We start from the raw sequence: 10,616 nt of genomic DNA on the forward strand, positions 1-10,616 counted from the left end.
CTCCATGAACTGGCTCAACGAAGTGAAATGGGATGCGCAGGGCCTCGTGCCCGCCATCGCGCAGGAAGCGGCCACGGGCGACGTGCTCATGTTCGCGTGGATGGACCGAGAGGCCCTGGCGAAGACGGCCGAACTGGGCCGCGCCGTGTATTTCAGCCGGTCGCGCGGCAGGCTCTGGTTCAAGGGCGAAGAATCCGGCCATGTGCAGACCGTGCACGAAATCCGCCTCGATTGCGACAACGATGTCGTGCTGCTCAAGGTGACGCAGCTCGGCCACGAGCCCGGCATCGCCTGCCATACCGGCCGGCACAGCTGCTTTTTCAGCGTGCTCAAGGACGGCGCCTGGCAGGCGGTCGATCCGGTCTTGAAAGACCCCGAGTCCATCTACAAATAACGGTAATGCGCATGACCATTCCTCTTGCCGATCTGCAAGCCCCTGCGGCCCGCCCCTCCGAAGACGCGCTCGCGCGCCTCGCCGCCGTCATCGAAAGCCGCAAGCCCGCCCATGGCGGCGATGCCGACAAGAGCTATGTGGCGCGGCTGCTGCACAAGGGCCCCGACGCCTTCCTGAAGAAGATCGGCGAAGAGGCCACCGAGGTGGTCATGGCCGCCAAGGACGTGGACCACGGGGCCGACCCGTCCAAGCTCGTGTACGAAGTGGCCGATCTGTGGTTCCATTCCATGATCGCCCTGGCGCACTACGGCCTCACCCCGGCCGACGTGGTGGCCGAGCTGGAGCGCCGCGAAGGCACCAGCGGCATCGAGGAAAAATCCCTGCGCAAGGCCCTGGCCCGCGCCAACGACGAAGGAGCGACCCCGTGAGCGACATCATCGACGTGGAACCGAACGAGCGGGCCGAATCGCTCAAGACCGTGGGGTGGATCAGCTACATCCTGCACCTCATCGTCGCCGTGGGCGCGGTCATTCCCGGCGCCCAGCCGGGGGCGGTGCTGCTGCTCATCGCGCTGGTCATCGACCTGGTCAAGAAGAGTGACGCCGACGGCACCTGGCAGGCCAGCCATTTCTCCTACCGCATCCGCACCGTGCTCTGGGCCGGCGTGCTGTACGTGCTGACCGCGCCGCTGTGGCTGCTGTTCATCGCGCCGGGCTGGATCGCCTGGGGGCTGATCTCCATCTGGTTCCTGTACCGCATCGTGCGGGGCATGGTGGCGATGAACAAGGGCCAGGCGCTCGATGTCTGACGGCCCCACCGTCGCGGCGCCGCTGCGGCTGAACCTCGCCCTGCAAGGCGGCGGCTCCCATGGGGCGCTGACCTGGGGCGTGCTCGATGCGCTGCTGGAAGACGGCCGCTTCGTGTTCGATGGCATCAGCGGCACCAGCGCAGGGGCCATGAATGCCGTGGCGCTCGCCCACGGCTTCGCCCAGGCCGCCAAGGCCGATCGGCACGGAAGCGCCGAAGCGGTGCGGCGGGCCGGCTGCGAACTGGCGCGCGACACGCTCAGGCGGCTGTGGGAAGGTGTCGGCACCATGGGCAGCCTGCTGTGGGGCGTGCCGCTGGCCTCCAGCCCCTTCCTCGGGATGATGTCGCAGTGGCTGTCGCCCTACCAGACGAACCCGCTGGACATCAACCCGCTGCGCCGGCTGCTGGAGCGCGAGGTGGATTTCGACGTGCTCAGCGCATCGCGGCACCCTCGCGTTTTCGTGTGCGCCACCAACGTGCGCACCGGGCGTGGCGAAATCTTCTCGGGCAAGGCCCTGAGCGCTGACGCCGTCATGGCCTCCGCCTGCCTGCCCCTCATGTTCAAGGCGGTGCAGATCGGCAGCGAGCACTACTGGGACGGCGGCTACTCCGGCAACCCCGCGCTGCACCCGCTGATCTACAGCACCGAGTGCAGCGACATCCTCCTGGTGCAGATCAACCCCATCGAGCATGCCGAAGTGCCCGACACGGCCTCCGAAATCATGGAGCGCATGAACGAGGTCACCTTCAATGCCAGCCTGCTGGCCGAGATGCGCGCCATCGAGTTCGTGCGCCGCCTGCTGGCCGAGGGCAAGCTGGATGCGCAGCGCTATAAAAGCGTGCGCATGCACCGCATCGATGGCGGCGCCGTGCTGGCGCCGTTCGGCGCGGCCAGCAAGACCCGCGCCGACCTGTCGTTCATCCGCCAGCTCTTCGAGCTGGGCCGCATCGCCGGCCAAGGATGGATCAAGGCGCACCACGCCGACGTGGGCGTGCGTCCCACGGTGAACATCGCCGACAATGCCTGACCCGGCAGCGCCATGGCGGCGCGCCTTTTCTTCCGACCCCACCATGCAGCACGATCCGAACTGTCTTTTCTGCAAGATCATCGCGGGCCAGATACCTTCGAAGAAGGTGTACGAGGACGAAGAGATCTTCGCCTTCCACGACATCCACCCCCATGCGCCCGTGCACTTCCTGATGGTGCCCAAGCTCCATGTGCATTCCATGGCCGGCGTGAGCGACGCCCATGCGGGCGTGCTGGGCCGCATGATGGTGCTGGCACCCCGGCTGGCCATGGAGCAGGGCTGCAATCCGTATCCGGACGGCGGCTTTCGCATCGTGGTGAACACGGGCACCGAGGGCGGGCAGGAAGTGCATCACCTGCACATCCACGTCCTGGGCGGGCCGCGCCCCTGGCTCAAGGGCTGAAGGTGCTGGCGGGCCCGCCGGCCGGGCCGGATGCGCCACACCCTCCGCGCGCCGCAGGGGTATGAACTTCCCCGTCATGCCGCGGGTCTAGAATGGTCTGTATTCGTTAGGAGATATGTCATGGGTTCGTTTTCCATCTGGCACTGGCTGATCGTGCTGCTCATCGTGGTGATGGTGTTCGGCACGAAGAAGCTCAAGAACATGGGCTCCGATCTGGGCGGCGCCGTCAAGGGCTTCAAGGACGGCATGAAGGACGGTTCCGCCACCGACGCGCCACCGGGCACGCCGCCTACGGGGCAGGTCATCAACAACACCGCCGCGGACCCCAAGGGCACCACGATCGACGTCGAAGCCAAGCACAAGGGCTGAGACGGCGGCATGAAAAAGCCCACGGGCCGGTACTGCTTCCATGATTGATATTGGTCTGTCCAAAATGGCGCTCATCGGCGCCGTTGCGCTCATCGTCATCGGCCCCGAAAAGCTGCCGCGCGTGGCGCGCACCGTCGGGACGCTGCTGGGCAAGGCGCAGCGCTATGTCGCCGACGTCAAATCCGAGGTCAACCGTTCCATGGAACTGGATGAGCTGCGCAAGATGAAGGAAACGATGGAAGGCGCCGCCCGCGACGTGCATCAGACCATCCACACCAGCGCCAGCGACTTCGAAAAAGACTGGAACAACGACCTCGCCGGCACCTCCGGCAGCACCGATGCCGGCCTGCCGTACGACGCAGCGGGCGAGTCCACCGTGGTGCCCGCGTACAAGCACCCTGGCAAGAACTGGCGCCTCAAGCGCGGCGCGACCCCGCAGTGGTACAAAGCCCGCAGCGGCGTGCGCACCAAGGCGCTGTCGGGCGCGGCCCGCGTGGCCCGGTTCCGGCCCCAGAAATTCCATTGATGGCTGCGCACCCCGCGCAGCCACCCGCGCGGGTGCAATGCCCGCCCCACCTGCACCATGTCCGAAATCCCCACTAAAGAAGACGAGCTGGCCGGCACCGAGCAGCCTTTCGTGCAGCACCTCATGGAGCTGCGCGACCGTCTGGTCAAGGCGCTGATCGCCATCGGCATCGCCGCGGGCATCCTGTTCCTGTACCCCGGCCCGGGCGCGCTGTACGACCTGCTGGCCGCGCCGCTGGTGGCCCATCTGCCCAAGGGCGCCACGCTGATCGCCACTTCGGTGATCTCCCCGTTCATGGTGCCGCTCAAGATTTTGCTGATGTCGGCCTTCCTGGTCGCGCTGCCGGTGGTGCTGTGGCAGGTTTGGGCCTTCGTGGCCCCGGGCCTTTATTCGCACGAAAAGAAACTGGTGCTGCCGCTGGTGGTGTCCAGCACGCTGCTCTTTCTGGTGGGCGTGGCGTTCTGCTACTTCTTCGTGTTCGGCCAGGTGTTCGCCTTCATCCAGAGCTTTGCGCCCAAGAGCATCACGGCCGCGCCTGACATCGAGGCCTACCTGAGCTTCGTGCTCACCATGTTCCTCGCATTCGGCCTGTCGTTCGAGGTGCCGATCGTGGTGATCGTGCTGGCGCGCATGGGCATCGTGAGCGTTGAAAAGCTCAAGGGCTTTCGCGGCTATTTCATCGTGCTGGCCTTCATCATCGCCGCCGTGGTCACGCCCCCCGACGTGGTGTCCCAGCTGGCCCTGGCCGTGCCGATGTGCCTGCTGTACGAGCTGGGCATCTGGGCTGCGCAACTCTTCATCCGGCACACCAAGGCGCCCGAAGACGAGCAGGCGCAAGAGCCCACCTGATCCGACCGGATCGGACCGAATTCCATTGAATTGAATTGAATCGGGGGCCCGGTACACCGGTGCGGTGTGCCTGGCTCCATGCCCCGCGAGGCCGGCTCTGTCGTCGGGATTTGCGGTGGTGATCGACTCTTCATTGCGGCGCCGATGCCTGCGGTGCGCCCCATGGCCCGTTCTCTGGCCTGATGCACCACACCGGGCGCTCACCTTGCCGGCCAAGCCCTCAAACACGGCGCCTATGCGGCGGGCCCTCTGCGAGCCCTTTGCGGGCCACCCCGCACGGCCCCGTGCATCGCCTGCCCGTTTCAACCGACCGAAACCGTGTCCCGCGGCGGCAAAACACCCCGGACAGAGCGCCTCTCAGCGCTGCTGCTGCTGCTGGGGCGCTTGCTGCGTGCGCTGCGGGCGGGGACGCGTTCCGGGCACCACCTCCAGCTCCACCCGCGAATCGCCGCGCTGCAGCTGGAATGTGGCTGGCGTGCCGGGCTTGAGCGAGGCCACGGCGGTCAGCAGGGCGGAGACGCTGGCGGTCGGCTTGTCCTCGACCTGCACGATCACGTCGCCCGGGCGCATGCCGGCACGGGCGGCGGGGCCGTCCTGCAGCACGCCGGTGATGATCACGCCTTCCGATGCCTTCACGCCGAAGGTCTGGGCCAGTTCGGGCGACAGCTCGTTCGGCTCCACGCCGATCCAGCCGCGCGTGACCTGGCCGTCCTTCACGATGCCGTCCAGCACCAGCTTGGCGGTGGACACGGGAATGGCGAAGCCGATGCCCATGCTGCCGCCCGAGCGCGAGTAGATCGCGGTGTTGATGCCCATCAGGTTGCCGTTCACGTCCACCAGCGCGCCGCCCGAATTGCCCGGGTTGATGGCCGCATCGGTCTGGATGAAGTTCTCGAACGTGTTGATGCCCAGCTGGCTGCGGCCCAGTGCGCTCACGATGCCGCTGGTGACCGTCTGTCCCACGCCGAAGGGGTTGCCGATGGCCAGCACATGGTCGCCCACGGCGAGCTGGTCGGAATTGCCCAGCACGATCACGGGCAGCTTGTCGAGCTGCACTTTCAGGATGGCCAGGTCGGTGTCCGGATCGGTGCCGATGACGGTGGCGCGCGTGCGGCGGCTGTCGGTCAGGGTGACCTCGATCTCGTCCGCGCCTTCCACCACGTGGTTGTTGGTGAGGATGTAGCCGTCCGGGCTGATGATCACGCCGCTGCCCAGGCCGGTCTGCGCCTGCGTGCCCTGGTCGCCGAAGAAGAACTGGAACCACGGGTCGTTGCTGCGCGGGTGGCGCACGGCCTTGCTGGTGTTGATGCTGACCACCGCCGGCGCGGCCTTGCGCGCCGCTGCGGCGAAGCTGCCAGGGGCGGGCGGCGCGGCAGGCGTGGTGGGCGCCTCGATCAGAGCCACGCCTGCGCTGCTGCGCGTCGCACCGCGCCGCAGCCAGTCCGGCTGGAGGGTGGCGACGACGAAGTAGGCGGCGACGAGCACCGTCACGGTCTGGGAAAACAGCAGCCAAAAGCGCTTCATGGTGGGCAGGGAAGAAAACCGGGGAAGGGGGATTGTCGCCAGTTTGGGCCGGACGCTGGGCGAACAAGCCCTTGTGGGCGTCAGCCCGGGGTCAGCCCCCGCATCTGCCGCTCAGGGCAAACCCCTAAAATCGCCCCGTCTGCCACCGCGCCCCCTTGCCCGTTCTCTTTCGCGGCCTGGCCCACCGGCCATGCCGCCCGGCGACATGTCCCATCCGGAAACGCCTGTTGAACGTCGGCCGCGAACCGCCACCGCGGTGCCGCGCAGTCCTGCCATCGATTTCCCCGGAACCTGCCCATGACCTCCTCTCCATCCGCCGCCGGCCCCACGGGCGCCGCGCCCCGCCGCCCGCTCACCCGCCACGATTACCAGACCCTGGGCCTGTCCGCCCTCGGCGGCACGCTCGAGTTCTACGACTTCGTCATCTACGTCTTCTTCGCCGCCGTGCTGGGCGGGCTGTTCTTCCCGGCCGACATGCCCGACTGGCTGCGCCAGCTGCAGACCTTCGGCATCTTCGCCGCCGGCTACCTGGCACGTCCGGTGGGCGGCATCATCATTGCCCACTTCGGCGACAAGCTGGGCCGCAAGCGCATGTTCACGCTGTCCATCTTCCTGATGGCCGTGCCCACGCTGGTCATCGGCCTGCTGCCCACCTACGCCACCATCGGCGTGGCGGCGCCGCTGCTGCTGCTGGCCATGCGCGTGCTGCAGGGCGCTGCCATCGGCGGCGAGATGCCCGGCGCCTGGGTGTTCGTGGCCGAGCACGTGCCCGCCAACCGCTATGGCCTGGGCGTGGGCACGCTCACCGCCGGCATCACGGGCGGCATCCTGCTCGGCTCGCTGGTGGCGATCGGCATCAACCGCAGCTACGCACCCGCCGAGGTGCAGGAATTCGCCTGGCGCATTCCGTTCATCCTGGGCGGCGTGTTCGGCCTGGTGTCGGTGTACCTGCGGCGCTTTCTGCACGAAACGCCCGTTTTCCAGGAACTGGCGGCCCGCCGCGCCGTGGCGCGCGAGCTGCCCGTGAAGACCGTGCTGCGCGACCACCGCGGCGCCATGCTGCTCGTGGCCCTGATGACCTGGGTGCTGTCCACCGCCATCGTGGTCGTGGTGCTCATCACGCCCACCTACCTGCAAAAGGCGTTCCACATTCCCGCCACGCTGGCACTGGAGGCCAACGCGGTGGCCACGCTCACGCTCACCATCGGCTGCGTGCTCGTCGGCTGGGCCACGGACCGCTTCGGCACCCGCCCGGTCATGCTGGTGGGCTGGGGCGGGCTGGTGGCCACCACCTACCTCTTCTATACCAACCTGCCGGGCACGCCTGCATCGCTGGTCTTCAACTACGGCGTGATCGGCCTGTTCGTGGGCTCGATTGCCTTGCTGCCCATCGTGGGCGTGCGCGCGTTTCCACCCGAGGTGCGCTTCACCGGCCTGTCCTTCTCGTACAACATGGCCTATGCGGTGTTCGGCGGCATCACGCCGATCCTCATCACGCTGTGGCAGCAGCACGACGTGCTGGCCAACGCCCACTGCGTGGCGGCGATGGGCGTGCTCGGGTTCGCACTGGGTTTCGTGCCGCTGGCTTCGCGCGGCTGGCAGCCTGCGCCAGCGCTGTAGTAAGAGAAGAATGACGCTGGGCCGTTTTGAACGGTGCCAGCAGCTGTCGATGCGGACTGCGGGAGAGGGGGGGGGCTTCGAATTGAATCGATTCTCTCTTGAATCCGCTTTGAAAAATCGCAAGCCGTTGATCCGCCTTGCGTTTCTTTGGGTTGATAGGCGCAGGATTTGCAAGGTATGGTGTTGCCATACCTGCTTCGCAGATCGGGCGCTACGCGCACGCCAAACAGTTCAAGCGCATGAAGAAGGCGGTGCGCACGCTGTGCATCCGTGTTGGCCGTGTGCACCGAGAGGTGCAGCGCCACTGCATGTGCTGACCGATGCGACCAGTGCCAAGGTCCAGGATTTGTTGCAACGCACCGCTTGCATCCTCACCCAGTGCATCAAAGACAAGAGCAAACCGGCGGTGCTGCACAAGCTCTCCGTGAAGATATCTGCGCCGCGCATGGAAATTCAGGAGTCAGGCTGGATTTTGCTTCGCAGGAAGCGCGTCAGGCGGGGGTATTTCAGCAGCCTGTTAGGGAACCCTCATCACGCCCCTTCAAGTAGGTCGAAACGCCGGTGCGTTTTTCAGGACGCCAAAGCCGTCCTGGGTGGATGATCTATAACGCCCTCACTTGGATCGATTGAGTCATCAAGGAAGCGCAGCGCTTGGGCCACAAACTCGTTGTGATATTGAAAGATCCCGCCGTGCCCCGCATCTGCGTAGATGACCAGTTGCGCGCCCGGAATGCGACGCGCCATGTCGTGGCTGTTGGCGGTGGGGACCATGATGTCGTTGTCACCATTGGCGATGAGCACAGGGATGTGGATGCGCGCCAGGTCCTGCGGCGCTTGCTGGCCCCAGGCCTTGATCGCCTTAAGCTGCCGCAGGAACGCACCGGGTTTGGGGCTCTTGTCCCGGTTCATCTTGCGCTCCTTCAGCCGCTCAAGAAAGGCCTTTGCGGCTTGGCGTCCAGTGGTCGTTGCAGTAAAGAACAGGTAGGTTTTGGGATCGCGCAGCGTCAGCAATCCCTTGAGTATCAGCGGCCAGGAAACAGCACCGACTTGGTCGATGCCCCTTCCGCCTGCAGGACCAGTCCCGGTCAGGATGAGTCTGCGTATCAGATCGGGAGCTTTGATCGCCACATCCTGCGCCACGAATCCGCCGAGAGAAAAACCGAACAAATCGAGCTTCTTCAATCCCAGCGCCTGGACCAGCGCGATCACATCCTGTGCCATCGCATCGATGCTCACAGGTGCTGTTCCGCCTGAAGCGCCGATCCCGCGGTAATCGATGGCGATGACACGATGCTTGCGGGCCAATCCATCGACGATCCGTGGGTCGAAGTTATCGAGCACCGCGCCCCAGTGATTCAGCATGACCAGCGGCACACCGCCATGCGGCCCGAGGTCACGGTAAGCAAAAGCAGTCCCCCCGACATCGATTGATCGGGTGGGGGTGTCGCTGTAAGGCATGAGTGATTCCGTGCGTTGATTGGTGGAGGTTATCGTCGATTCGTGGTGATCCGGGTGGCGCGGCACGCGTGTGTCTGGCCCCAGTTCAGTTCGCCAGGCCCAGGTAGTAACCGAGTCTTCGTTCGAGTTCATCTAGCCCGTGCTGGGCCGCAAGCTCGCCCATCCTCGGGCTCCGGGCGCGGAAACCGGGCCATGTCAGCGACTGGCTGTATTCAGCATAAGCGGCCAGGAGATCCCTGTCTGGCGGCAGGGTCGCCCGATTCACCTGGGCCTTGGCGCCAGAGAGAGATTGCTTGTCAAACCCGGACAGGCGTGCGGTCAGCGCGTTGACGAAGGGGTCCAATTCGTTGTCCGGCAGTGCACGTGTCACCATGCCGAAGCGCTCGGCATCGTCGGCGGTGTAGTCCTGGCTGCTCAGGATGATCTCCAACGCGCGATCTCTTCCGGCGAGCCGCGGCAGCCTCTCGGTCCCGCCTCCGCCCGGCAAGATGCCGCTACCCACTTCGGGCTGGCCGAACAGCGCTTTTTCGAGACTCGCGTACCGGAGATCGCATGCCAGCGCGAATTCATTGCCGCCGCCCCGTGTCCGGCCGCGGATGCTGGCGATGCTGATGACTGGCGACTTACTCAGCCGTAGCACCAAGTCGGTCCAAGTCGGCAGGGGCGGGTGAGTTGGCTCGATCGGGAAGTCCCTTGCCTTACTTAGATCGAAGTGGTTGATGAAGTATTCCTCAAGGTCACTCCTGAACACAATCACCTTAACCTCTGAATCGCGTTCCATGTCCCTCACCACGGCATGCAGTGCCGACACCATCTCTGGCACCACAAGGTTGAAGGGCGGGTTGGAGATCGTCACCTCCCACAGTTGCGGCGTGCGCTTGTGCAGTTGCACCGTCGGCGACGGTGAACCTGCGCCGACGTAGTTGCTCGCTCGGGGTGTACTCTGAGCTGCGGCCGGATTTGGCAATGCCGCAGGTAGTGCCATCGCTGCCACGGTCACAGCCGAGGCAACGAACTCCCGGCGCGACACGCTCTGCTCCGGAGACGGCGTTTCACGTGTTGTCTTCATGAAATGGACCTCTTGAAAAAGTGCCAGTTAAGGCGCTGGCAGTGAAGAAATAGATCATGGTCTCGCTGCGAGAGCTGCGAATTAGGAATAACGGGTCGCAAGGGGCGAGAACCGGCAAGAGGTGCGCCACGGCTTCACTCTTCCAGGAACTGGATCGATTGCCGAAGGAAGCGCTCAGGATGCTGGTACTGCGCGCCGTGTCCGGCATCGGGATAGATCAACAGTTGCGCATTGGAAATATTCTGCGACAGGTGCCAGGAGTTGATCGTGGGAATCATGATGTCGTGGACGTCGTTGAGCACCAGGTGCGCTCGACCGCGAGGCGTCATTGAGGCATTCTTGTGGATGTTCATTCGAGGAGTCCTGAAGGAAGTTGGCCGGCTTGAGAACCTCCATCTTCTTTCACCTCGGGTGAACAACCTCTTGGGAAACGACATCTAGTTGTCGAGTTGCAATAGGTTATACCCGGCAAGTCGGGAAGCTGGAGGTCTGTAGCCCAAGGCCGAGTGGGGCCTCCTGGCGTTGTAGTAGCTCAGGAACGCAGGCAACCATGCTGTGCGTTCCTTGCT

14 protein-coding genes are annotated in these 10,616 nt (G+C 65.1%); 9 read left to right on the top strand and 5 right to left on the bottom strand.

The window, feature by feature from the left end; genetic code table 11:
* Window positions 1-4 precede the first annotated feature (4 nt).
* The 8 genes from hisI (at window position 5) to tatC (ending at window position 4,376) form a co-directional block, all read left to right on the top strand.
* Complete coding sequence (gene hisI / locus AVHM3334_RS05045) at window positions 5-394, top strand: phosphoribosyl-AMP cyclohydrolase (RefSeq protein WP_284410221.1); 390 nt, start codon at window positions 5-7, stop codon at window positions 392-394.
* A gap of 11 nt (window positions 395-405) precedes the next feature.
* Window positions 406-822 carry a phosphoribosyl-ATP diphosphatase gene (locus tag AVHM3334_RS05050; protein ID WP_284410194.1) on the top strand — a complete coding sequence of 139 codons (417 nt, stop codon included), beginning with the start codon at window positions 406-408 and terminating at the stop codon, window positions 820-822.
* Window positions 819-1,202 (top strand): DUF4870 family protein, encoded by a 384-nt coding sequence (locus tag AVHM3334_RS05055; RefSeq protein ID WP_092743191.1) that lies wholly within the window; start codon window positions 819-821, stop codon window positions 1,200-1,202. Before AVHM3334_RS05050 ends, AVHM3334_RS05055 begins: the two co-directional genes overlap by 4 nt.
* Entirely contained in the window at window positions 1,195-2,229 is a 1,035-nt protein-coding gene (locus AVHM3334_RS05060) for a patatin-like phospholipase family protein (RefSeq protein ID WP_284410196.1), read from the top strand. The genes AVHM3334_RS05055 and AVHM3334_RS05060 overlap by 8 nt, the downstream gene beginning before the upstream one ends.
* 43 nt (window positions 2,230-2,272) lie before the next feature.
* Window positions 2,273-2,632, top strand: coding sequence for a histidine triad nucleotide-binding protein (locus AVHM3334_RS05065; RefSeq protein WP_284410197.1), 360 nt, complete (start codon window positions 2,273-2,275; stop codon window positions 2,630-2,632).
* Between the two features lie 120 nt (window positions 2,633-2,752).
* Window positions 2,753-3,001 carry a Sec-independent protein translocase subunit TatA gene (gene tatA, locus AVHM3334_RS05070; RefSeq protein ID WP_284410198.1) on the top strand — a complete coding sequence of 83 codons (249 nt, stop codon included), beginning with the start codon at window positions 2,753-2,755 and terminating at the stop codon, window positions 2,999-3,001.
* A 40-nt stretch (window positions 3,002-3,041) separates the two neighbouring features.
* Window positions 3,042-3,527, top strand: coding sequence for a Sec-independent protein translocase protein TatB (gene tatB / locus AVHM3334_RS05075; protein WP_284410199.1), 486 nt, complete (start codon window positions 3,042-3,044; stop codon window positions 3,525-3,527).
* A gap of 57 nt (window positions 3,528-3,584) precedes the next feature.
* Window positions 3,585-4,376 (top strand): twin-arginine translocase subunit TatC, encoded by a 792-nt coding sequence (tatC, locus tag AVHM3334_RS05080; protein WP_284410200.1) that lies wholly within the window; start codon window positions 3,585-3,587, stop codon window positions 4,374-4,376.
* Window positions 4,377-4,733: 357 nt separating this feature from the next.
* Here the strand turns inward: tatC and AVHM3334_RS05085 are convergent, their stop codons facing one another.
* Window positions 4,734-5,900, bottom strand: a complete 1,167-nt coding sequence (locus AVHM3334_RS05085) for a S1C family serine protease (RefSeq protein ID WP_284410201.1) — start codon at window positions 5,898-5,900, stop codon at window positions 4,734-4,736.
* A 297-nt stretch (window positions 5,901-6,197) separates the two neighbouring features.
* Between AVHM3334_RS05085 and AVHM3334_RS05090 the strand changes: the two genes are divergently transcribed.
* Window positions 6,198-7,520: an MFS transporter gene (locus AVHM3334_RS05090; protein ID WP_284410202.1), complete on the top strand. Its 1,323-nt coding sequence runs from the start codon at window positions 6,198-6,200 to the stop codon at window positions 7,518-7,520.
* A 570-nt stretch (window positions 7,521-8,090) separates the two neighbouring features.
* Here AVHM3334_RS05090 and AVHM3334_RS05100 read toward each other — a convergent pair.
* The 4 genes from AVHM3334_RS05100 to AVHM3334_RS05115 all read right to left on the bottom strand — a co-directional run.
* Complete coding sequence (locus tag AVHM3334_RS05100) at window positions 8,091-8,978, bottom strand: alpha/beta fold hydrolase (protein ID WP_284410203.1); 888 nt, start codon at window positions 8,976-8,978, stop codon at window positions 8,091-8,093.
* An 85-nt stretch (window positions 8,979-9,063) separates the two neighbouring features.
* Entirely contained in the window at window positions 9,064-10,047 is a 984-nt protein-coding gene (locus tag AVHM3334_RS05105; RefSeq protein WP_284410204.1) for an enoyl-CoA hydratase/isomerase family protein, read from the bottom strand.
* Between the two features lie 134 nt (window positions 10,048-10,181).
* Entirely contained in the window at window positions 10,182-10,400 is a 219-nt protein-coding gene (locus AVHM3334_RS05110; RefSeq protein WP_349816609.1) for an alpha/beta fold hydrolase, read from the bottom strand.
* 84 nt (window positions 10,401-10,484) lie between these two features.
* Window positions 10,485-10,616, bottom strand: a 132-nt coding sequence (locus tag AVHM3334_RS05115) for an integrase core domain-containing protein (protein ID WP_284410223.1), incomplete at its 5' end; no start/stop codon positions are given.

The organism is Acidovorax sp. SUPP3334, from assembly GCF_030159055.1.
In the GTDB taxonomy this organism is placed as follows: domain Bacteria; phylum Pseudomonadota; class Gammaproteobacteria; order Burkholderiales; family Burkholderiaceae_C; genus Paracidovorax.

Bases quoted from the DNA above. Each gene is read 5' to 3' on its own strand.
- hisI (WP_284410221.1), top strand. From the start codon at position 5: ATGAACTGGCTCAACGAAGTGAAATGGGATGCGCAGGGCCTCGTGCCC.
- AVHM3334_RS05050 (WP_284410194.1), top strand. From the start codon at position 406: ATGACCATTCCTCTTGCCGATCTGCAAGCCCCTGCGGCCCGCCCCTCC.
- AVHM3334_RS05060 (WP_284410196.1), top strand. From the start codon at position 1,195: ATGTCTGACGGCCCCACCGTCGCGGCGCCGCTGCGGCTGAACCTCGCC.
- AVHM3334_RS05065 (WP_284410197.1), top strand. From the start codon at position 2,273: ATGCAGCACGATCCGAACTGTCTTTTCTGCAAGATCATCGCGGGCCAG.
- tatA (WP_284410198.1), top strand. From the start codon at position 2,753: ATGGGTTCGTTTTCCATCTGGCACTGGCTGATCGTGCTGCTCATCGTG.
- tatB (WP_284410199.1), top strand. From the start codon at position 3,042: ATGATTGATATTGGTCTGTCCAAAATGGCGCTCATCGGCGCCGTTGCG.
- tatC (WP_284410200.1), top strand. From the start codon at position 3,585: ATGTCCGAAATCCCCACTAAAGAAGACGAGCTGGCCGGCACCGAGCAG.
- AVHM3334_RS05085 (WP_284410201.1), bottom strand. From the start codon at position 5,900: ATGAAGCGCTTTTGGCTGCTGTTTTCCCAGACCGTGACGGTGCTCGTC.
- AVHM3334_RS05090 (WP_284410202.1), top strand. From the start codon at position 6,198: ATGACCTCCTCTCCATCCGCCGCCGGCCCCACGGGCGCCGCGCCCCGC.
- AVHM3334_RS05100 (WP_284410203.1), bottom strand. From the start codon at position 8,978: ATGCCTTACAGCGACACCCCCACCCGATCAATCGATGTCGGGGGGACT.
- AVHM3334_RS05105 (WP_284410204.1), bottom strand. From the start codon at position 10,047: ATGAAGACAACACGTGAAACGCCGTCTCCGGAGCAGAGCGTGTCGCGC.
- AVHM3334_RS05110 (WP_349816609.1), bottom strand. From the start codon at position 10,400: ATGAACATCCACAAGAATGCCTCAATGACGCCTCGCGGTCGAGCGCAC.